Genomic DNA, 21,033 nt, shown 5'->3' with positions numbered 1-21,033 from the left:
TAAACTCTTGAATTATGATTGTATTATTTTCACTATTCTTATATAATGATAATTGTATAGTTTCTGAATGAATACTCATTCAACGAAAAGGGGATGCGAAGAAAATGAATCTAGTTTCAAGAGTTCACGAAACAGCGACGACACAACCGGATAAGATTGCTTACCATTTCATGGGTCAAGATACGTCCTATGCGGAATTCGATGTGTCAGTTTCAAAATTTGCTTCAGCACTTCAAGATTTGGGGATTGAAAAAGGGGATCATATTGCATTTTTACTTGGAAACACGCCGCATTTTCTAATTTCGCTTTATGCGACGATGCGGATTGGGGCAACTGCGATTCCGGTGAACCCGATTTATACGCCGGATGAAATTTCTTACATTATTCAAAACAGTGATGCGAAAGCAGTGATTGCGCTGGACCAGCTATTGCCACTTGTAGAACAGGCAGCCAGTGCATTTCCTACTGTTGTACATTATATTATTTGCGAGACAGAAGCATCGACCCCGGAAAAGATTGCCGCATTGCCGGCTAGCGTGAAAAATAAAGTACGTTCATTTACTCAACTCATCGGGGCGGGAATAACTACTGTTAATCCAGTTGACGTTGATGAAAATGAAACCGCTATCATTTTGTATACATCAGGAACAACAGGAAGGCCGAAAGGTGCTATGTTGACGCATAAAAACATTTATTCGAATGCGCGTGATGTGGGGGATTATCTCGGCTTTTCTGAAGATGACCGCGTTGTTGCTACATTACCTGTTTTTCATGTTTTTGCACTGACCGTTGTTGTCAATGCGCCGCTTTTAAAAGGCGCGACGATATTGCTTGTACCGCGATTCAGCCCAGGTGATATATTCAAAATTATAAAGGATAAAGAAGCGACGGTATTTGCCGGAGTTCCGACAATGTATAATTTCTTGTATCAGTATCCAGAGGGAAGAAAAGAAGACTTTGAATCCATTCGTCTTTCTATTTCAGGTGGATCTTCATTGCCGGTCGCACTTCTCCATAACTTTGAAAAGAAATTTAATGTTAGGGTATCGGAAGGATACGGCTTATCTGAATCTTCGCCAGTGACTTGCTTCAATCCTACAGACCGTGAACGCATTCCAGGGTCAATCGGGACGAATATTACCAATGTCGTAAATAAAGTCGTTGACGAGCTTGGCAATGAAGTACCCGTTGGTGAAGTCGGAGAACTAATCGTACGCGGTCCAAACGTCATGAAGGGCTACTACAAAATGCCGGAAGAAACAGCGGCGGCATTACGCGATGGATGGCTTTACACGGGCGATTTGGCAAGGCGCGACGAAAATGGGTATTTCTATATCGTCGACCGCAAAAAGGATTTGGTTATTGTGGGCGGTTATAATGTTTATCCTCGTGAAGTTGAAGAAGTATTGTTTGAGCATAGAGATGTTGTCGAAGCCGCAGTCATCGGAGTTCCGGATTCCGATTTTGGTGAAGCAGTTCATGCATTTGTCGTTTTGAAAGACGGTGTCAAGGAAGACGTTGAATCACTTGAAAGCTATTGCAGAAAGCGATTAGCAAAATACAAAGTCCCGCAGCATATCGAGTTTTTGGATGAACTACCTAAAAATACGACGGGAAAAATTTTGAGACGCAATTTGAAAGACCACGTAACAATCTGATTGACAGGACCTCCCTTAGAAATTAGGGAGGACCATTTTTATTTGAAACCTTTTCGAAGAGTTCATTGTACTGGGGTGAAAAAACATATGATGCAAAGCAATTATATATATTTGTTTAGCTGGGCAATACATAGATAAATTGGTAGAATAGATTGATATATACTACTAGTCGAAAGAATTAGGAGGAATTAATGTTGGGAAAACGTAATTTAAAAGTAAATGATTTGTTTACATTAACATCTGTAACAAATCCGCAGTTGTCGCCGAATGGCAAAGAGGCGGTATTTATACAGACACAAATTGATGAAGAAGAAAATAAGTATATCTCGAATTTATTTCATGTAGAATTGGAATCAAATGAAGTAACGCAATGGACGCACGGAAAAGACAGAGTGTCTTCACCGTCTTGGTCATCTGATGGGAAGAACATTGCTTTTTTGTCAAACCGTGAGGAGAAAAATCAAGTGTATATCTTGCCTTCTAGAGGCGGAGAAGCACAGAAGCTGACAGCCCTTGAAAAAGGGGTAACGAGTTTTCTTTGGTCTCCATGCGGTAAAAAAGTATGGGTCAATGCGGTCGTAAAAGAAGGCAAGTCGTTCACGGATAAAGAAGAAAATGATGAGAAGAAAAATCCGGAACCATACCGCGTGACAAAAATGAAATATCAAATGGACGGCATCGGACTACTCCCCGGGGATGCATACCGCCAAATTGGTATTGTAGATATTGAATCGGGTGAAATCACGCAGTTCACAGAAGGAAATCATCAATATGCGCTTCAAGCGATTTCACATGATGGGAAGAAAGTTGTCATCGGCGTTAATCGCAAGGAAAACCAGGACTTCGAATTCCGTCAGCCACTATACATAGTCGATGTTGAATCGAAGGAAGAAACGGTGCTCGTTGATGAAGAAGGGTATTTTGGCGGTGCGACGTTTTCATATGATGATCGATATATTGCTTATACAGGATCCGAAAATACATTCAAAAACGCGACGCAAGCCAAATTATTTGTCTTTGACAGTGAAGACGGAAGCACGGTTTGTCTAACCGAAAGTATAGATTCACCGGTTGGTGATTATGCGGTCGCAGATCACCAGCAAGGTGCAAGTGCACCAGCAGCAGTCTGGACACAAGACAATCAGTTGTATTTCCAATTGACGACAATGGGCGATGTAAGACTCTATTTCGCTTCGCTTGATGGTGCGGTTTATCCGGCATCTCCTGAAAATGAACATATTTATGGCTATGACGTATCGACTGACGGTGAGTTTGCAATTGTGGCGGTTAGTGACGCGGTGAACCCTGGCGAGTTGTATAAACAAACAATCGCGACGGGAGAGCGAGTGACGTTAACTACTGTTAATCGCTCATATTTGGAAGAAGTTGAACTTGTAGAGCCAGAAGCGATTGTCTATAAAGGCGCAAAAGATTGGAATGTTCATGGTTGGTTGATGAAACCCGCGGGCTTTGAAGAAGGTCAAAAGTATCCATTGATTGTTGAAATCCACGGCGGTCCGGCTGCGATGTACGCAAATTCATTTTTCCATGAAATGCAGGTTTTAGCCGCTCAAGGATACGGTGTATTGTACGTCAATCCGCGAGGAAGTCATGGTTATAGTCAAGCGTTTGTTGACGCAGTGCGCGGTGATTACGGCCGCGGAGACTATGAAGACATCATAGCAGGTCTTGATTTCGTCATCGGTCAAAACGAGTGGATTGATACTGACCGACTTGGTGTGACAGGTGGAAGTTACGGCGGCTTCATGACGAATTGGATTGTCGGACACACGGATAAATTCAAAGCGGCCGTTACACAACGCTCAATCTCGAACTGGATCAGTTTCTACGGTGTATCTGATATCGGGTATTACTTTAACGACTGGCAACACGGGGCGGATATGAATGACGTGGAGAAACTTTGGGATATCTCCCCATTGAAATACGCGAAAAATGTTGAAACGCCATTGTTGATTTTGCATAGTGAAAAAGATTTCCGTTGTCCAATCGAACAAGCAGAGCAGCTATACATCACGTTGAAAAGTATGGGGAAGGAAACAGAGTTTGTACGTTTCCCGGACGCAGATCATAACTTATCACGTACAGGTATACCGAACTTGCGCATAGCTAGATTAGATGAAATTACAGGATGGTTTGCAAAATATCTATAGGAATCAAAAAAGGAGAGGGTATCAATCCCTCTCTTTTTTGCTTGTCCCCATTGAAATGTAAAAGGCACCCAGATTCAGTGGTTGAACACGTCTGTTCAGATTAGCAAGGTCCTTCTTCTACTTCTTCGTAATTTCTAAGTTCAATACCGCGATCGATTTTACCAATGACTCGTTTTTCGATACAACAGATTTGTTCTAATACTTGCGAGACAGAAGTATCAACAGAAGCCAATTGGTCAGCTGTAACATCAGGTAAACAAATCGCTGCTCTAATTTTATCTGCTTCAGCGAAAAGAATGTCTGTTAGTGCGAATTCTGTGAGGACAGCGGAAAAGATGACTAGGTCACCCAAGAAATCACCGTTGCCTTCGCTTATACCCATTAAGTTTTGCATATGTGCAAATGCTTGTCTTTGATCCATTTAATTCACCTCCTTCTGGTTGTTTCTGTTTGTCCGAACATACTTACTATATGTGGTTTGAGACGGAGGACGACGGAGGACTTGTACTAATAACCAGATTTGAAAATATACTATAAATAGTTGAGAGAATATTCACTATTAATGCATTGGAGTTTGTTATATTAGTAGTAAGTACTCACTGACGATGAAGGAGAGGTGTGCTGGATGCAAGAGTTAGGAGAAAGTATTTCGATTAATCACGTATCGAAAAAGTTTGGGATACAGCAAGTACTTGAAGACATCAACTTGAAAATTTTTGAGGGAGAAATTTTCGGAATTTTAGGGCCATCAGGGGCTGGTAAAACGACACTTGTAAAACAGTTAACTGGTTTAGACCTACCGACCTCTGGCGAAGTGTATTTATTTCAAGAGAAAATGCCTACATTAAAATTAATTAACAGCATTGGTTACATGGCGCAGTCCGATGCATTGTATGATGACCTCACCACAAATGAGAATTTGCTATTCTTCTCGGAACTATATGGTTTGAAAGGGGAGAAGCAGACGCACAGAATTAAAGAAGTAATGGAACTAGTTCAACTTTCAAATGATGTAACAAAATTGGTGTCCAAATATTCTGGCGGGATGAAAAGGCGATTGTCATTGGCAATTGCCATGCTACATGAACCAAAGGTTTTAATTCTCGATGAACCTACTGTTGGAATCGACCCTGTGTTAAGGCGAAGCATTTGGGAAGCTTTTAGTAAGTTAAAACAAAACGGAATTACCATTATTGTTACGACTCATGTTATGGACGAAGCGGAAAAATGTGATCGACTCGGAATGATTCGGGATGGACGACTAATTGCGGTCGGCACCACCCAAGAATTAAAAAAACAGACAAACTCAAAGTCTATCGAAGAAGCATTTCTCGTTTATGGAGGTGCGTAATGTGAGGATTATCGCTTTAACAAAAAGGATATTACGATAAATTATTCGCGATAAACGGAATGTGGGATTGCTCATTATTGCACCAATATTCGTTCTAACAATGCTCCACTTTGTATTTGGAAATGAAGAATATGTGCCTAAAATTGGATTCGTGGATATACCCAATGAGATAGTCGATCACATGAACGTTAATGGTGCAATTGTCACTACTTATGTTGATGAAAAAAAAGCGGAAAAAGATTTGGCCGCACGAACGATTGACGGCTATTTAGTTTTCGATGGAAATAAACCTACTGTTGTTCTTGAAGGTAGTGATCCAAGTGTCTCCAGTGCGACTATGAAGTGGTTTCAACAAGCAATGCCTACGAGCCAATCAAATAGTAATGTGCATGAGCCGACAATCAAGTATTTCCACGGCTCGAATGACATGGGTATGTTCGATTACTTCGGACCTGTTCTGGTCGGATTTTTCGTATTCTTCTTTGTGTTTTTAATTGCCGGTGTTTCGTTTTTACGGGAACGTACAACAGGCACACTAGAACGTTTGCTTGCGAGTCCGCTTCGTCGATGGGAAATTGTCATCGGCTATGTAATGGGGTTTGGATTATTTACAATGATTCAATCGACAATTATCGTTGCTTATGCAATATATGTTCTCGGAATGGTTATGGAAGGTGCTTTTGGCTATGTTTTACTCATTACATTACTTCTTGCCTTATCCGCGCTGACGCTCGGTATTTTACTGTCATCCTTTGCGAATAATGAACTTCAAATGATGCAATTCATACCTATTATTGTGATTCCGCAAGTGTTTTTTTCGGGATTATTTAATTTAGAGACAATTTCTGATTGGTTAAGTTGGATTGGTTATATCACGCCGCTTTATTATGCGGCTGAGGCATTGCGGAATGTGATGGTTAGAGGATATGGTTGGGAAGCAATCTATTTGGACCTGGTATTCTTAGTCGGTTTTTCGCTACTATTTATCAGCATAAACATCGTTGCACTTCGCAAGTACAGAAAGATTTAGCGGGTAGAACACATGGCTAAAGTAAAAATGAGTACCAGAATCATGAAATACTCTAGTACTCGCTCTAATTATTTATTGAACGGCCGTGTAAATGACGCGGGCGTTTTGGATTCGAAACGCATTGATTCACCAGTTGTTGGATGCTTTAATTCAATGGCATTTGCATGAAGTCCAAGTCGACCGATTACATTATTACGTGAACCGTACTTTTTATCACCGACAACAGGATGCCCGATATCTTGCATATGAACACGGATTTGGTTTTTCCGCCCAGTATCCAAATTCACTTGCAACAACGAGAAGTTCTTGTTGGATTGCAGCACTTTGTAATGAGTGATTGCCTTTTTTCCATCATTCGGTCTAGGACTTGAGTAGACCATGAACATCTTATTTTCAGTCAACCAAGAAGTAACCGTACCGTCTTTTTTCACGGCACCTTCAACGAGCGCGATATAAGCGCGTTCATGAACAGATTCTTGCCATGAATTTTGAAGGGTTTGCTGGGCTTCCTTATTTTTCGCAAATACCATTACCCCTGAAGTGTCACGATCTAATCGATGTACAACAAAAATACGGTTTTTCTGATTAACGTTCCTGACATAATCCGTCAGTTGACGATAGGCTGTCAAGTGTTTTTCATCTTCGGATGCAATCGACAACAAGCCAGGTTCTTTTTCAATAACAATCAAATCATTATCTTCATGCAAAATCGTAACGCCGGTCATTTTCACCTCATTTGTCGCCACCCGCGCATGAATTTGTACCCGATCTCCAGGATTTAAAGGGTCATTAAATTGCGTAGATACTTTTCCGTTTACCAAAACCTGGCCGCGACTTAAAATTCCTTTAACGGAATTACGACTCCGACTGGACAAGACTTCATATAAGTACTTTAATAGTTCATTTGGTTCTTTAACAATCCATTCATCATTTCTATTCATACATAACATCCTTTTATATTTTGATAAAATGATTTAATAATACAATTCATCAACTATGACATGAAATACAATCTATATACTATGCTATAGCTTACCTATCAAACCATTACTTAGGAGGGAAAGAATGGATTTATCACAACTAAGTATTTTAGCAATCGTATTTGCTGTCATTGCCAATATGATTATCGGGGCTTTATGGTATTCGCCGGTACTGTTTGCAAATATATGGATGAAAAGCCTTGGGAAAAGGATGGCAGAACTTCAGACATCCAATGCTAATATCGGCTATGGTCTAACAACGCTTGCTGGCATCATTTCTGCTATCGTTCTATCGCTATTTATATCGATGCAAGATTCGGTGACCATCGGCGGAGGGGCGTTAATTGGATTTTTAGCTGGTTTAGGGATTGCCAGCGCACGCGAATTGTCGCCAACCTTTTTTGAAGGAAGAAAGTACACGTTGTTTATAATTAGTGCCGGCTATCATATCGTTTCCCTTACCGTAATGGGAATTATTATTGCTTTTTTTGTAAAGTAAGGTAAAAAGAGAGGGGATACGACCCCCTCTACATAATTTAAATTAATTTCCTTTAAATTGAGGTTTGCGTTTTTCACTGAAAGCAGTTAATGCTTCTATCCGGTCATTTGTTGGAATTGTAATTTCATAAGCTTTCCGTTCAATCCCAAGACCAGTATGTAGGTCAGCATTCATTCCTTGCTTAATCGCGAATTTCGCTTGTTGCAATGCAATGGGCCCGTTCGCTAACATGGACTCCGCAAATTCTGTTGTTTCACTAATAAGGTTTTCCGGTTCAGAAACTTTCGTCACCATTCCGTAATCTAACGCTTCCATGGCTTTCAGTCGACGGGCAGTTAAAATAAGTTCTAGCGCTTTCGTTTCTCCGATTAATCTTGGCAAGCGTTGTGTGCCCCCTGCTCCTGGAATTATGGCCAAACTTGTCTCTGTTAAGCCCATAACCGCAGTTTCACTTGCAATACGGAAATCGCATGCTAACGCCAGTTCCATACCGCCGCCAAATGCATAACCATTCATCATGGCGATAGTCGGCTGCGGCAATGAAGCTACCGATGAAAAAACTTCGCCGATTTTAAAAACATTGCGTTTAACTTGTATTTCAGTCAACGTTTTTCGTTCTTTCAAGTCTGCGCCGACACTAAAAGCGCGGTCCCCGGATCCCGTGAAGATGACGACGCGAATATCTGGATTAATGCGGATTGCTTCTGTGATTTGCCCTAATTCAACCAACATGTCATAATTAAATGCATTCATTGCTTCCGGTCGGTTTAATGTGACGTAAGCAAGATTCCCCTTTTGTTCATAACGAATTAGTTCCATTTGTAAATCCCCCTTTATTGTCATTTTCCTTATGTAAAACATACCATGTTTCTGCTAGTTCTACCATAACGATTGTATTTTTGAATCCTTCACAGCCTAGAAAGAGCGTGATTTCATTGGCTGATTTTGTTGATATTTCCTTTCAAAGTTTTCTAACGGGGCGCATATGGCTTCGCGATCACATTCCGTTTAATTCAAAAGTAATTGATGCGCATATCTCAGCAGGTTTTGTTCAAACAATTCCTGGTATTAAGAAAAAGAATTCCTTGTTTCATAACACCTTATTTCAATGTAATCGTTGTGAAAACAATACCCAATCAAGATTTACAACTTTCGATTGCGCAAAATGTAAAGGATCTTGTGTTTACTGCAGACATTGTCTCAAAATGGGGAGAGTTTCTTCATGCACGACGCTCGTTACTTGGAATGGACCTGAACCTGTTTATCCCAAGAATCACATATTGGCTTGGGCAGGCAAACTAACCCCACTTCAACAACGCGCATCGGATGAGTTATTTGAAAGCACAGCTAGAAATCGTCCTCATCTGATTCATGCCGTTTGGGCGACCAAAAATGAAGACCGAACATTTATGTTTAAAACGCCCATTCAAAAGTTATGGAGTTACCGTTAACGATAATACCATCCAGTACCTTTTCTACAATTGCTCTTTTCTCGGTAAATTCGAAGTTACTGAAATCGATGATGTAATCGTCCAGTTGCTTTAAATCGATGTGTATTTTTTCCCCTTGTATATCTGATGATTGCTTTTTTAACAGTGCTTTTTTTTCTTCGTTCAGGGTTCCAATTTTACTTCGCAAAACCTCTTTTTCGATGTCACCATCCGAATACAAATCAATCAATCGATTAATTCTTTCTTCTACGCGACGAATCATCAAATCATAATTCTTTTTTTGTTTCGGTTTGGCAGTAGAAGATCTCCTCATAGTTATCATACCTTGTAATTCACTTAAAAATAAAGATTCTATAATATCGTTTTTCATTGTTTCGTTAAAACATTTTTCATCATATTCGCTTGGGAAACGTCGAGCCCGACAGATATATGACCTGACATAATAGTCACCTTTGGTTTGATTCTTTACCCTATAGCTATATGCGGTATACAATTCTCCGCATTTCCCACAAGTGATGAAGGAGCCGAATAAACTTTCTTTTGCTTTTCCGGCATTTTTTCCTGGTGGATGTCTTGCAAGTAATGCTTGTACACGGTCAAATTGTTCTTCTAAAATAATTGGTTCGTGAACCCCTTCATACTCTTCTCCTTTATAGCTTACTTTCCCGATATACAGACGATTGCTTAATATCTGTCGAATTGTGGTAAACCGTCTACCAGCGTAACCTTCTTCTTTTAATTTCCTTTGAATAACGGTGATTGAATGGAACTTCTCATATAAATCAAATATGCGCTTTACTTTATCAGCTTGTTGATCATCAATAATCAAAGTGGATTCGGGACCCCGCTTATATCCAGTCGGCATATGATTACCACCTAACTGGCGATAACCAGACTGCACACGCTTTTGTATACCGGCTTGCATGCGTTCAGTGATTGTTGCTCTCTCCAACTCAGCAAACACGGCCAGAATGCCAATCATAGCCATACCGAATGGTGTTGTAGTGTCGAGCGTTTCAGATACGGATACGAAGGCTTTACCATTCTTTAAGAAATAGTCTTGAATCAATTCCATAGTATCCCTTTGCGAGCGGGAAAGGCGGTCTAATCGGTATACCATTATCACGTCGAATTCATCTAGCCTTGATAATAAACTTTGTAAATCTGGGCGATCCATATTCGCCCCTGAGTATGCAGCATCGCTGAAATAGTCGCCCACAATCCATCCCTTGGACTTACATGTTGCTTCCATTCGTTCTGTTTGTATTTCTATGCTGTAGTTACCGTCCTGTGCATTCGAACTGTAACGACTGTATAGGGCTACTCTTTTCGGCTGTTCCATAGTATTACCTCCATATAAAAGTAAAGAGCAGACAATCCATATGAGGATGCTGCTCTTTTTTTAATTGCTAGCGCTAGTAATTAATCTAATTCCACAATGTACACTACAACTTTTCCGTGAATTTTTAAGCTTTTAGCCTCTTGATATGAAATAGAGTAATCAGTAAAACTTCTATCGGTCGAGTCAGGACTAAATATGATTCTTTCGTTTTCAACATCGTTGTAATAACGTTTAACCGAGTATTCATGTTCATCGCTAAAAACTACAATGTCATCAGTCCTCAATTGTTCAAATTCTACTTTCTTAACAGCTATTAGTGATCCGTGCGGGAAAATATTATTCATCGAATCCCCGTTAACCTTCATCGTGAAAATATCATTATGGTTTGCCCATTTACCCATAACTGCATTTGGTATAGAAATCTTTTGAACGTCATCACTTGAAATCCCTTCAATAGATGTCGGTAATCCTGCTGCGACTGGTATTGGGTAATAATCATATTGACCATCAATATTAGTTTCATGATTGCCGAAGATTTCCATAATCTTATCGGCATCAGTCTGATTAGACAATTCTTCTAATCGCTCTACCGTTATACCCAATCCCTTACAAACTTTAATGATGTTGTCTACAGATGCTTTACCTACTCCTCTCGTAAGTATGGATTGGAGTGTTGTAGGCGGTATTCCTATGTTTTCAGCAAACTTCTTCTTACTTGACCAGTCTCTATCTATTAAACTCTCTATCACTTCGGCCCTTTTCAAAATTTCACCCCCTAACACTTATAATTGTATACGGAATTTCGTATGAAGTCAATGACGTTATACTCATTTTAGTTCATGTTGTGCGAAAATTAGCGAAAAAGCGGTTTTTATGGTTGACTTTATACGCAACTGCGTTTATAGTTTGATTTAATGAAACGCAGTTGCGTATAAAAGGAGGAGGAAACATGTACAGAAATCTTAAAGCCGAAATGGCTAGGTCTGGAATAACTATGGTAGACGTCGCTGAATTTCTGGATGTTCGCTATGCAACAGTGAATGACAAGGTGAATGGGAAATTCCGTTTTTACTACGACGAAGCATACGCAATTAAAAAGAACTTTTTCAACGATTTGTCAATGGAGTACCTGTTCGAAAAATCAGACGTTGAAGAACCGCATCAATAATAAAGAAAGAAGGTGCTCGACATGCACAAAATAGTGGTACCTCACTTAACGTTTGAAGGTGAAAAAATCGAAACACCTGTTGGACTATCGGAATTGTTGGAACCTGCATGGACGTTGAGGGCTGAATGTGAACCGATATCTGATGTTGCGAATGGTTATGAGCGCAGGGTCTACAAAAGGGAGAACGGTTGTTGGACTACTAAATATGAAAAGAAGGTGTCCGAATGCTAAGTCTACTAGATAAGTTATCGATCGTGCTTTACCTAACACCGTTTTTATTAGGTTATGTGATTTTGATGTACAAGCAGACTGAATAAAAAAAGGGAGGAAAATGGTATGAAAAAATATTACTTCACATTCGGACAAGCGCACACGAACAATAATCGCTATCAAGTGATTTTCGCAAAAGATGTCGAAGCGGCTTATGCAAAGATGTTTGATATACACGGCAAAGAATGGGCTTTCGGCTACACACTTGAGGAATGGACAGATATTAAAGCAGATGGATTCTTCAGCAATCTGAAACCGCTTGAAAATGCCTACACGTTTCTAACTTACTTGGACGTCGCATGATAACGGCAAAGGATAAATTAGTTTATGGTCTGATGATTGGCGTCTTTATTGCGGTAGCCATTATTGAAGCGTTTATTGAGGGGTGGTGATAAGTATGGCAATAAATGTTGAAGCAACAGAAACTATTGAACTGGAAGTTTGGCAAGACGAAGAAGGTATGTGGCTGATTAATGTCGACGGTGTAAGTGTAGCAAAGTCGTTTTTCCAAAAGCCTGTAAGGGATCTCGTGAAAAATGTCATTGAATATAATCCAGACGTCAAATTTAGCGTTATTGGTTAATCTATGAAACTTTGAAAGGTGGAGAGAAAGATGGCTATCAATGTTTATGGAAATGCAGTTCTGAAAGCAAGATTTTCGGTCGAGTTAGATATGACAGAAGAAGAATTTGAAGCTTTAACAGAACATCAGAAAGACAACTTAGTAGATTCGAAAATTGACTGGCACAACGCTATGCAAGGCGCGGAAGTTGATGAAATGGATATTTGGGAATATCGCGAAATTAAAAAATAAAAACGACCCTTTGCAGAGGGCCGCTTGTAACAATAAAAATGTCAACTTAATTATAACACGTAAATTAGAAAGGGGAAAAACCGTGATTAAAATTAATAAATTAGAAATTGAAAATGTGAAACGTGTAAAAGCTGTCAAAATCGAACCGACACCAAACGGTTTAACGGTTATCGGCGGCAGAAACGGACAAGGCAAGACAAGCATACTCGATTCAATCGCTTGGGGGCTAGGTGGAAATAAGTATCGTCCATCCCAGGCACAACGAGAGGGAAGCATGACAGCACCATATCTCCACATTGTATTGTCGAATGGACTGGTTGTAGAACGTAAAGGTAAAAATAGCGATTTGAAAGTTGTTGATCCCAATGGTGAAAAGGCCGGTCAACAATTATTAAATAGTTTCGTCGAAGAATTGGCGATTGATTTGCCGAAATTCATTAATTCTACTAGCAAAGAAAAAGCCGACACTTTACTGCAAATCATCGGAGTAGGCGAAAAGCTTTTCCAGATGGAAAAAGAAGAACAAGAGTTATACAACAAACGTTTAACAATCGGTCAAATTGCAGACCAAAAGAAGAAGTTTGCGGATGAACAAACCTTCTATCCGGATGCTCCAAAAGAGCCTATCAGTGCATCAGATTTGATTCAACAGCAACAAGCGATTCTAGCACAGAATGGTGAAAATCAACGAAAGCGCGAACAAGTATCACAAATTCAATATCAGTTTCAACAAGAAGAGAATAGTATCGCTCATTTAAATCAGCAAATTCAAGAGCTTACGAATCAATTGCAAGCCATGAATGAAAAGCATACTCAAACAGCTGCTGACTTGGAAACAGCCCGTAAATCAGCACTAGACTTGCATGATGAGTCAACGGATGAATTACAACGGAATATCCAACAAGTCGATGAAATTAATAGAAAAGTACGCGCTAATTTGGATAAGGATAAAGCGGAAACAGATGCACACGAATACCGTGCTCAATACGACAAATTAACGGTTGCCATTAATGATCTACGTAAACAAAAATCCGACCTACTAACAAATGCAAATCTACCATTAGAAGGTTTGGGTGTAGCAGACGGTGAGCTCATCTATAACGGGCAAAAATGGGACAACATGAGCGGTTCTGACCAACTGAAAGTCTCTACAGCGATTGTCCGCAAGCTTAAGCCTAATTGTGGTTTTATCATCTTGGACAAATTAGAACAAATGGACTTGGAATCGTTAAGAGAATTTGGTCAGTGGTTGGAAGATGAAGGCTTACAGGCAATTGCAACACGAGTAAGCACTGGTGAAGAGTGTTCCATCATTATTGAGGACGGTTACGTGGACGGACAACCTATCATTCCAGAAGTACGAGCAACAGCACCAATAGCACCACCAACAACTACGTGGAAAGCGGGGGAGTTTTAAATGCAAATCACAACAGGCAAAATTGCTAAAGCACAAAAAGTGGTCCTTTATGGTCCAGAAGGAATCGGAAAGTCTTCATTAGCTGCACAATTTCCAGATCCTTTATTTATCGACACGGAAGGAAGTACTTCAAATATGGAAGTAGCTCGAATGGACAGACCTACCTCTATGACCTACCTTGAACAACAAATTGATTTCGTGAAAAATAATCGACCATGCAAGACATTGATTATCGACACGATTGACTGGGCTGAACAAATCGTTATTGATGCTGTCGTAAGTGAAGCGGGTAAGAAAAGCATTACGGGTTTCGGTTACGGTGAGGGATTCATTCAACTATCAGAAAGGATGGGGAAATTATTAAATCGTCTTTCTGACTTGGTGGAAATTGGTATCAACGTAGTTCTTACTGCACATTCTCAAATTGTACGATTTGAACAACCTGATGAAATGGGTGCTTATGATCGTTATGAATTAAAGCTAGGTAATAAAACAACTGCAAGAACTGCGGCACTAGTTAAAGAATGGGCTGACATGGTTCTGTTCCTAAATTACAAAACGTTTAGTGTCGCAACTGACGACAAAGGAAAAAAATATAAAGGACAAGGCGGGACGCGGACTATGTATGCGACACATCATCCTGCTTGGGACGCTAAAAACAGGCACAACTTACCTGATGAAATGCCGATGGATTACGCGCAAATTGCACATATTTTTAATGCGGTACCGCAAGTGGAACCAACACAGGCACCACCAGTTCAACCACAACCGACTATTCAGCAAACAGCACCAAGTCAGTCGTCAGTCGTTGAAACACCACAGGCGCCACCAGTAGCGTCACCAGAACAGGCACCGGTACAGAATACGGCACCATCGCAACAAGGTGGAGGACTAGACCCAAACATTCCACAATCGTTACGTGTATTGATGGAGCAAAACAATGTACTAGAATTCGAGATTCAAACAATAGTAAGCCAAAAAGGTTACTACCCATTAGATACACCGATTATCAACTATGACCCAACGTTTATTGATGGCGTACTTGTTGGGGCCTGGGCTCAGGTATTTGCCGGGATTGAACAATTAAGAAAAGATATGCCGTTTTAAACTATAAAACTATTAGGAGGAACAAATAATGACACAGAATGAAAGAGAATTAGGTTGGGACGATGAGATAGTAAATGATGGTCCCGAATTTATCGTATTACCTGCAGGAGATTACAATTTTACGGTGGCTGGTTTCAAACGTGGACGATTCCAGGGGAGCGAAAAAATGCCTGCTTGTAACCAAGCGAATTTAGAGTTGAAAATTCAAAGTCCGGAGAATGGAGAGGTTACTGTTTTCCACAGATTACTTCTCCACACAAGAACGGAAGGTTTCCTTTCAAACTTCTTTACGGGAATCGGACAGAAGAAAAAAGGCGAACCGCTACGGATGAATTGGAATGCGGTTGTAGGTTCTACAGGTCGATGCAAGTTGATTATCAATAAATATACCGACAAAGAGGGAAACGAACGCACGAATAACCAAGTAGACACGTTTTACGATCCAGCGGAAGTACCGCAAGTGACACAACAACCAACTTATCAACAACCGGCACAGCAAGTACCAACACAGCCACCGGCTCAACCGCAACAACCGACAACACAAGCGCCATTTCCGACAAATACACCACCACAACAAGGTGGAGGGTTTACGCCAGGTCAATTTTAAGGAGGGAAAACAGTGAAACTCAGACACTATCAAGAAGGTGCGAGGGAAGCGATTCAAAAGGAATGGGAGAACGGAATCAAAAACACACTGTTGGTCCTTCCTACGGGCACAGGAAAAACAATTGTATTCAGTAAAGTAATTGAAGACCGGGTGAAGCGGGGCGAGAGGGTTCTCGTCCTTGCCCATCGGGGTGAATTATTAGATCAGGCTGCAGACAAATTGGAACAAGCTACAGGATTGAAAACAGCGACTGAAAAAGCACAAGAAACATCTATTGGTAGTTGGTACCGGGTAGTCGTTGGAAGTGTACAAACGATGATGCGAGAAAAACGACTTGAACAATTCGATAAAGACTTTTTCGACACTATCATTATTGATGAAGCACATCACAGTATTTCCGATAGTTACCAACGAGTGTTAGCGTATTTCGAAAATGCGAACGTGTTAGGCGTGACAGCTACACCTGACCGTGGAGACATGCGAAATTTAGGTGATTACTATGAAAGTTTAGCCTATGAGTACACGTTACCGAAGGCGATTAAAGAAGGATATTTAAGCCCGATTAAAGCATTAACGCTACCCTTGAAAGTTGATTTATCAGCAGTCGGACAACAGGCAGGCGATTTCTCTTCACGAGATTTGGGTAGCGCATTAGATCCTTACTTGGAATCGATTGCGGATGAAATGGTCAAAAATGCAAGTGACAGAAAGATAGTCGTTTTCCTTCCATTGGTTGCGACAAGTCAAAAGTTTACAGAAATATTGAATCGAAAAGGATTTAGAGCTGCAGAAGTCAACGGAGAGTCCAAAGACCGCGCGGAAGTTTTGCAAGATTTCGAGAATGATAGATATAACGTCTTATGTAACTCGATGCTACTCACAGAAGGTTGGGATTGCCCATCAGTGGATTGTGTAGTTGTGTTACGTCCGACAAGAGTTAGAAGCCTATATTCACAAATGGTGGGGCGCGGTACCCGACTATTTGAAGGTAAAACTGAATTATTGTTGCTCGATTTCCTTTGGCATACAGACAGGCATGAACTTTGTCATCCAGCGCATTTAATTGCTGAAAACGATGAAGTCGCCCAGGCAATGACGAAGCAAATTGAAGCTGCAGGCGTTCCTTTAGATTTGGAAATGGTCGAACAAACAGCAGCAGAAGACGTTGTTGCCCAGCGTGAAGAAGCGCTTGCCAAGCAACTAGCGGAAATGAAACGGAGAAAACGAAAGCTAGTGGATCCATTGCAATTCGAAATGAGTATTCAAGCCGAAGACTTATCCAGCTACGTTCCATCATTCGGTTGGGAAATGGGACCACCAAGCGAACAGCAAGTTAAAACGCTCGAAAAGCTAGGCATATTACCCGACCAAGTTGAGAACGCGGGGAAAGCTACGAAACTATTAGAGCGACTGGATAAGCGCCGACAAGAAGGAATGACAACTCCGAAACAGATTCGATTCTTGGAGCAAAGAGGATTTGAACATGTTGGTGCTTGGTCATTCGATGGTGCCAAAAACTTGATTGATAGAATTGCCGGCAATGGTTGGAGAAATCCACCAGGAATCAATCCAAAGGAATACAAACCAGAATGAACATTCGACACATAAGGTTGAGGAGGAGTTCTTATGAATTGGCTAGATAATTACATCATGAAAAATGACAAGGGGTATTTTATCAATGATGTAGGAGATCTATTTGTCAGTGTTGGGGAGCATCATTTCAGGCATGTTAAGGGCGATGATGAGCTTGTTAATCTGGAAGAAATAACTCAAGACGCATTTCTTGATAAGTTAATCAATTAATCAGCAGAACGACTAAACGCCAAACTAAATTTGATACATGAATTTTAAAATAGAAGGTTGTGATAGCCTATGGAAATTAAAATGGATTTGATTCCGCTATTGGAATACATTGACCCTGCTTACTTGAATTACCAAGAGTGGGTCAACGTAGGCATGGCGCTCAAACACGAAGGATATACAGCAGCCGATTGGGATAATTGGAGCAGTTCGGACCCTCGTCATAAACCGGGGGAGTGTTTCCAGAAATGGACGACATTCGAAGGCTCCGGCTCACCAGTGACAGGCGCAACCATTACGCAGTTGGCCAAAGATAACGGCTGGGCTCCTAAAGGAAACCGGGAAGATCATGAGCTCGATTGGAATGACGAAATTTCCGGTAAAGACGATTATGTCGTCATCGATAAGAACTGGATTGAAGGAATGGAAATCAGAGAGCCAGCCACTTGGAATCCAGTTCAAGAACTTACTAGATATTTAGAAACGTTATTCGATGTATCGGAAAACGTAGGCTATGTTACATCGACCTGGGAAACAGAAGACGGTAAGCATTTGCCGACTAAAGGTAATTACGACCGAACTGCAGGGGAATTGATTCAGGCATTAGGTCAATCGAACGGAGATTTAGGCGCAGTATTCGGTGATTACAATCCGGAAGCAGGCGCATGGATAAGGTTCAATCCGCTTGATGGGAAAGGTGTAAAAAATGATAACGTAACGGAATTTAAATACGCATTAGTCGAATCCGACACGATGGATTTGGAGAAACAAAACGCGATAGTTCGTGAATTAGAATTACCTATTGCCGCATTAGTATTCAGCGGTAAGAAAAGCATTCACGCCATCGTAAAAGTTGATGCAGCCAATTACGATGAATACCGAAAGCGTGTCGATTATCTCTACAACATTTGTAACAAGAATGGATTGAACATCGACAATCAGAATCGTAATCCTTCCCGATTATCACGGATGCCGGGTGTTGAACGAAATGGCAAAAAACAGTTCCTTATTGATACGAACATTGGTAAATCAAATTGGGATGATTGGCATGAGTGGATTGAAGGCATAAACGATGATTTGCCGGATCCTGAAAGTTTAACAGATTTTTGGGATGACATGCCTAACTTATCTCCACCTTTAATAGAAGGACTTTTACGGCAAGGTCATAAATTGTTAATGGCCGGACCATCGAAAGCGGGTAAATCATTCGCATTAATCGCGTTAAGTATTGCGATTGCAGAAGGTAAGAAGTGGATTAATTGGGAATGCACGAAAGGAAAAGTTCTCTATGTAAACCTTGAATTAGATAGAGCATCCGCATTGCATCGATTCAAAGACGTATACGCCGCATTAGGTTGGGAGCCCGATAATTTAGCCAACATTGACGTCTGGAACTTACGTGGTAAATCAGTGCCATTGGATAAGTTGGCTCCCAAATTAATCAGACGCGCAGCTAAAGAGAATTACATCGCGGTTATCATTGACCCGATTTATAAAGTCTTAACGGGTGATGAAAACAGTGCGGACCAGATGGCACATTTCACGAATCAATTCGACAAGATAGCGACTGAATTAGGTTGCGGCGTTATCTATTGTCATCACCATAGTAAAGGCTCGCAAGGTAGTAAGAAGTCGATGGATAGAGCAAGTGGTTCCGGAGTATTCGCACGTGATCCAGATGCGCTTATCGACTTGACTGAGTTGGAGCTTACGGAAGATTTAATGAAGCAAGAAGAAAACAAAGTAGCTTGCGCCATTTATCAGAAATACTTCGAAAAATACAATTTCAATTACTTGGACGAACGTATTTCACAAGATGATTTACTTAGTGTGATAGCGATGGGTGACCACGCAACTAAGGCGATTCCCGACCATATAGCCGCGATTAATGAAGAAATGACTACAGCTATCAAACAGACCCGTATTCGCACGGCGTGGCGCGTTGAGGGTACATTGCGAGAGTATCCGAGCTTTGACCCCGTCAATATGTGGTTCCAGTATCCAATCCATAAAGTAGATGAAGTGGGCAGCCTGAAAGACATCGAACCAGAAGGTGAAACTCCACCATGGCAGAAAAAAGGCAAGGGCAAGGGTACGAAAAAGACGGCAGCTGAACGCAAAATAGAGCGACTGCAAGCGCTGGAATTAGCCTATGAAGCATGCTCAATAGATGAAGAAATCACAGTAGAATCGATAGCGGAATTCATGGGCGTGACTGAAAAAACAGTCCGTAGACGGATAAAAGAGCATAAACATTTCGATGTTCACGAAGGAATTGTAACACAAAAACTATGAGGGACAGAAGGGACATTAGCATACTGTCCCTGTCCCTAGAACAAAGGACAGTAAGGACAATTATAACTTTGTCCCTGTCCTTAGAGGGCTTTTCACAATGTCGAGGGACAGGGACATGACGTTTCCGTCTTTGTCCTTTGAAAACCCTATCAAATCAACGTTCGAAAGTTTGTGAAGCGGCTTGGGACAGAGGGACAGACAAACCCTATATTACATATAGGTAAATGTCCCTGTCCCTCTCACGTTCGTCACAGAGGAAAAAGGTGGTGGGCTTTGCTTACGCCCGCCACTCACTTTCCCCTTTACCGTGACAATGCAGAAAAACCAAAATTTAAAAAATGAAATGTGAAAAAGTGGAGGAATGAAATATGTTACAAAGATTAACGCTTGAAATTAAACAGTGGGCGATTGCTAGAAATTTAGATACCGCGGATCCGAATAAACAGATTCTAAAATTAGGTGAAGAATTCGGTGAGCTTTGCGAGGGAATGGCGAAAGGAAAAAATGATGAAGTGAAAGACGCCATCGGTGATATGTTCGTAGTTTTAACGATTCTATCGATGCAGCTTGATTTGGAGATTGAGGATTGTGTTGCGGCAGCTTATGACGAAATACGAAACCGCAAAGGCAAAATGATAAACGGTGTCTTTGTGAAAGAAGATGATTATACATGAGAGTGGAGTTCTTCATGCCACTTAAAAAAGTACCCACGACAACACATCAGCAGAAGGCAGTGCGAGTTGTAAACGGCAAACCTGTGTTCTATGAGCCGAACGATTTAAAAGCAGCACGAGCGCTCCTGATGGCTCACCTGGGCAAACACGTTCCAGAGAAGAAGTTTACAGGTCCCGTTCAATTAATCGTGAAATGGTGTTTTCCGATTACAGGCAAACGACAGAATGGTGAATGGAAAACAACAAGGCCGGACGTGGATAATAGTCAAAAGCTTTTATTCGATTGCATGACTGATCTTGGATTTTGGAAAGATGATAGTTTAGTTGTCAGTTTAATAGCCGAGAAGTTTTGGGCAAGCCTTCCAGGGATTTATATAAAAATCGAAGAGGTGTGAGCGT

At 40.9% G+C, this 21,033-nt stretch carries 24 protein-coding genes; 19 read left to right on the top strand and 5 right to left on the bottom strand.

The genetic code is table 11. The features are described from left to right. Positions 1–104: 104 nt before the first annotated feature. The gene (locus J4G36_RS09065; protein ID WP_210469691.1) at positions 105–1,658 is read left to right on the top strand and encodes a fatty acid--CoA ligase family protein; all 1,554 of its coding nucleotides are present in this window, start codon (positions 105–107) and stop codon (positions 1,656–1,658) included. A 194-nt stretch (positions 1,659–1,852) separates the two neighbouring features. Continuing rightward, positions 1,853–3,829 (top strand): S9 family peptidase, encoded by a 1,977-nt coding sequence (locus tag J4G36_RS09060; protein WP_210469690.1) that lies wholly within the window; start codon positions 1,853–1,855, stop codon positions 3,827–3,829. Positions 3,830–3,929: 100 nt separating this feature from the next. On the opposite strand, the gene J4G36_RS09055 is transcribed toward J4G36_RS09060, so the two are convergent. After that, a complete protein-coding gene (locus J4G36_RS09055) occupies positions 3,930–4,250 on the bottom strand; it encodes an alpha-helical endospore appendage domain-containing protein (protein ID WP_210469689.1) in 321 nt (106 codons plus the stop codon). Between the two features lie 204 nt (positions 4,251–4,454). Here J4G36_RS09055 and J4G36_RS09050 point away from each other — a divergent pair, with 204 nt between their 5' ends. Together J4G36_RS09050 and J4G36_RS09045 are read left to right on the top strand one after the other, a co-directional pair. Further along, positions 4,455–5,180 carry an ABC transporter ATP-binding protein gene (locus tag J4G36_RS09050; protein WP_210469688.1) on the top strand — a complete coding sequence of 242 codons (726 nt, stop codon included), beginning with the start codon at positions 4,455–4,457 and terminating at the stop codon, positions 5,178–5,180. Between the two features lie 40 nt (positions 5,181–5,220). Beyond that, entirely contained in the window at positions 5,221–6,210 is a 990-nt protein-coding gene (locus J4G36_RS09045; protein ID WP_368668768.1) for an ABC transporter permease, read from the top strand. 68 nt (positions 6,211–6,278) lie between these two features. On the opposite strand, the gene J4G36_RS09040 is transcribed toward J4G36_RS09045, so the two are convergent. Continuing rightward, positions 6,279–7,151 (bottom strand): RluA family pseudouridine synthase, encoded by an 873-nt coding sequence (locus J4G36_RS09040; protein WP_246880454.1) that lies wholly within the window; start codon positions 7,149–7,151, stop codon positions 6,279–6,281. A gap of 124 nt (positions 7,152–7,275) precedes the next feature. Between J4G36_RS09040 and J4G36_RS09035 the strand changes: the two genes are divergently transcribed. Then, positions 7,276–7,689 carry a DUF1761 domain-containing protein gene (locus J4G36_RS09035; protein ID WP_210469686.1) on the top strand — a complete coding sequence of 138 codons (414 nt, stop codon included), beginning with the start codon at positions 7,276–7,278 and terminating at the stop codon, positions 7,687–7,689. Between the two features lie 42 nt (positions 7,690–7,731). On the opposite strand, the gene J4G36_RS09030 is transcribed toward J4G36_RS09035, so the two are convergent. Continuing rightward, complete coding sequence (locus tag J4G36_RS09030) at positions 7,732–8,508, bottom strand: enoyl-CoA hydratase-related protein (protein ID WP_210469685.1); 777 nt, start codon at positions 8,506–8,508, stop codon at positions 7,732–7,734. A 386-nt stretch (positions 8,509–8,894) separates the two neighbouring features. Here J4G36_RS09030 and J4G36_RS09025 point away from each other — a divergent pair, with 386 nt between their 5' ends. Then, entirely contained in the window at positions 8,895–9,140 is a 246-nt protein-coding gene (locus J4G36_RS09025; RefSeq protein WP_210469684.1) for a hypothetical protein, read from the top strand. On the opposite strand, the gene J4G36_RS09020 is transcribed toward J4G36_RS09025, so the two are convergent. Beyond that, positions 9,103–10,482, bottom strand: a complete 1,380-nt coding sequence (locus J4G36_RS09020) for a recombinase family protein (RefSeq protein WP_210469683.1) — start codon at positions 10,480–10,482, stop codon at positions 9,103–9,105. The genes J4G36_RS09025 and J4G36_RS09020 overlap by 38 nt on opposite strands. Positions 10,483–10,562: 80 nt before the next feature. Next, entirely contained in the window at positions 10,563–11,246 is a 684-nt protein-coding gene (locus J4G36_RS09015; protein WP_210469682.1) for a LexA family transcriptional regulator, read from the bottom strand. 185 nt (positions 11,247–11,431) lie between these two features. Between J4G36_RS09015 and J4G36_RS09010 the strand changes: the two genes are divergently transcribed. The 13 genes from J4G36_RS09010 to J4G36_RS08950 all read left to right on the top strand — a co-directional run bounded on the left by J4G36_RS09010 (position 11,432) and on the right by J4G36_RS08950 (position 21,029). Next, on the top strand, positions 11,432–11,650 hold the full coding sequence (locus tag J4G36_RS09010; RefSeq protein WP_210469681.1) for a helix-turn-helix domain-containing protein: 219 nt from the start codon (positions 11,432–11,434) through the stop codon (positions 11,648–11,650). Between the two features lie 21 nt (positions 11,651–11,671). Beyond that, a complete protein-coding gene (locus J4G36_RS09005) occupies positions 11,672–11,881 on the top strand; it encodes a hypothetical protein (RefSeq protein ID WP_210469680.1) in 210 nt (69 codons plus the stop codon). A gap of 105 nt (positions 11,882–11,986) precedes the next feature. After that, positions 11,987–12,223: a hypothetical protein gene (locus J4G36_RS09000; protein ID WP_210469679.1), complete on the top strand. Its 237-nt coding sequence runs from the start codon at positions 11,987–11,989 to the stop codon at positions 12,221–12,223. A 94-nt stretch (positions 12,224–12,317) separates the two neighbouring features. Next, positions 12,318–12,503, top strand: coding sequence for a hypothetical protein (locus J4G36_RS08995; protein ID WP_210469678.1), 186 nt, complete (start codon positions 12,318–12,320; stop codon positions 12,501–12,503). 30 nt (positions 12,504–12,533) lie between these two features. After that, a complete protein-coding gene (locus J4G36_RS08990) occupies positions 12,534–12,734 on the top strand; it encodes a hypothetical protein (RefSeq protein ID WP_210469677.1) in 201 nt (66 codons plus the stop codon). Between the two features lie 82 nt (positions 12,735–12,816). Then, complete coding sequence (locus J4G36_RS08985; protein WP_210469676.1) at positions 12,817–14,151, top strand: AAA family ATPase; 1,335 nt, start codon at positions 12,817–12,819, stop codon at positions 14,149–14,151. Continuing rightward, positions 14,152–15,258, top strand: a complete 1,107-nt coding sequence (locus J4G36_RS08980; RefSeq protein WP_210469675.1) for an ATP-binding protein — start codon at positions 14,152–14,154, stop codon at positions 15,256–15,258. 28 nt (positions 15,259–15,286) lie between these two features. Beyond that, positions 15,287–15,865 carry a hypothetical protein gene (locus J4G36_RS08975; protein WP_210469674.1) on the top strand — a complete coding sequence of 193 codons (579 nt, stop codon included), beginning with the start codon at positions 15,287–15,289 and terminating at the stop codon, positions 15,863–15,865. Between the two features lie 12 nt (positions 15,866–15,877). After that, positions 15,878–17,458, top strand: coding sequence for a DEAD/DEAH box helicase (locus tag J4G36_RS18845; protein WP_210469673.1), 1,581 nt, complete (start codon positions 15,878–15,880; stop codon positions 17,456–17,458). Between the two features lie 33 nt (positions 17,459–17,491). Next, positions 17,492–17,668 carry a hypothetical protein gene (locus tag J4G36_RS08965; protein WP_210469672.1) on the top strand — a complete coding sequence of 59 codons (177 nt, stop codon included), beginning with the start codon at positions 17,492–17,494 and terminating at the stop codon, positions 17,666–17,668. Between the two features lie 69 nt (positions 17,669–17,737). Further along, on the top strand, positions 17,738–19,960 hold the full coding sequence (locus J4G36_RS08960) for an AAA family ATPase (RefSeq protein ID WP_210469671.1): 2,223 nt from the start codon (positions 17,738–17,740) through the stop codon (positions 19,958–19,960). A gap of 368 nt (positions 19,961–20,328) precedes the next feature. After that, positions 20,329–20,634, top strand: coding sequence for a MazG-like family protein (locus J4G36_RS08955; protein WP_210469670.1), 306 nt, complete (start codon positions 20,329–20,331; stop codon positions 20,632–20,634). Positions 20,635–20,648: 14 nt separating this feature from the next. Continuing rightward, a complete protein-coding gene (locus J4G36_RS08950) occupies positions 20,649–21,029 on the top strand; it encodes a RusA family crossover junction endodeoxyribonuclease (protein WP_246880452.1) in 381 nt (126 codons plus the stop codon). Positions 21,030–21,033: the final 4 nt, after the last annotated feature.

This window comes from Sporosarcina sp. 6E9 (genome assembly GCF_017921835.1).
Taxonomy (GTDB): Bacteria; Bacillota; Bacilli; order Bacillales_A; family Planococcaceae; genus Sporosarcina.
This window is presented reverse-complemented; position numbering and strand designations above follow the sequence as displayed.

Excerpts from the sequence above, each read along its gene's own strand:
- J4G36_RS09020 (WP_210469683.1), bottom strand. The coding sequence starts at position 10,482 with ATGGAACAGCCGAAAAGAGTAGCCCTATACAGTCGTTACAGTTCGAAT.
- J4G36_RS08990 (WP_210469677.1), top strand. The coding sequence starts at position 12,534 with ATGGCTATCAATGTTTATGGAAATGCAGTTCTGAAAGCAAGATTTTCG.
- J4G36_RS09025 (WP_210469684.1), top strand. The coding sequence starts at position 8,895 with ATGGGGAGAGTTTCTTCATGCACGACGCTCGTTACTTGGAATGGACCT.
- J4G36_RS08950 (WP_246880452.1), top strand. The coding sequence starts at position 20,649 with ATGCCACTTAAAAAAGTACCCACGACAACACATCAGCAGAAGGCAGTG.
- J4G36_RS09000 (WP_210469679.1), top strand. The coding sequence starts at position 11,987 with ATGAAAAAATATTACTTCACATTCGGACAAGCGCACACGAACAATAAT.
- J4G36_RS08965 (WP_210469672.1), top strand. The coding sequence starts at position 17,492 with ATGAATTGGCTAGATAATTACATCATGAAAAATGACAAGGGGTATTTT.
- J4G36_RS08995 (WP_210469678.1), top strand. The coding sequence starts at position 12,318 with ATGGCAATAAATGTTGAAGCAACAGAAACTATTGAACTGGAAGTTTGG.
- J4G36_RS09010 (WP_210469681.1), top strand. The coding sequence starts at position 11,432 with ATGTACAGAAATCTTAAAGCCGAAATGGCTAGGTCTGGAATAACTATG.
- J4G36_RS09055 (WP_210469689.1), bottom strand. The coding sequence starts at position 4,250 with ATGGATCAAAGACAAGCATTTGCACATATGCAAAACTTAATGGGTATA.
- J4G36_RS09030 (WP_210469685.1), bottom strand. The coding sequence starts at position 8,508 with ATGGAACTAATTCGTTATGAACAAAAGGGGAATCTTGCTTACGTCACA.
- J4G36_RS08980 (WP_210469675.1), top strand. The coding sequence starts at position 14,152 with ATGCAAATCACAACAGGCAAAATTGCTAAAGCACAAAAAGTGGTCCTT.
- J4G36_RS09065 (WP_210469691.1), top strand. The coding sequence starts at position 105 with ATGAATCTAGTTTCAAGAGTTCACGAAACAGCGACGACACAACCGGAT.
- J4G36_RS09040 (WP_246880454.1), bottom strand. The coding sequence starts at position 7,151 with ATGAATAGAAATGATGAATGGATTGTTAAAGAACCAAATGAACTATTA.
- J4G36_RS08955 (WP_210469670.1), top strand. The coding sequence starts at position 20,329 with ATGTTACAAAGATTAACGCTTGAAATTAAACAGTGGGCGATTGCTAGA.
- J4G36_RS08975 (WP_210469674.1), top strand. The coding sequence starts at position 15,287 with ATGACACAGAATGAAAGAGAATTAGGTTGGGACGATGAGATAGTAAAT.
- J4G36_RS09005 (WP_210469680.1), top strand. The coding sequence starts at position 11,672 with ATGCACAAAATAGTGGTACCTCACTTAACGTTTGAAGGTGAAAAAATC.
- J4G36_RS08960 (WP_210469671.1), top strand. The coding sequence starts at position 17,738 with ATGGAAATTAAAATGGATTTGATTCCGCTATTGGAATACATTGACCCT.
- J4G36_RS09035 (WP_210469686.1), top strand. The coding sequence starts at position 7,276 with ATGGATTTATCACAACTAAGTATTTTAGCAATCGTATTTGCTGTCATT.
- J4G36_RS09050 (WP_210469688.1), top strand. The coding sequence starts at position 4,455 with ATGCAAGAGTTAGGAGAAAGTATTTCGATTAATCACGTATCGAAAAAG.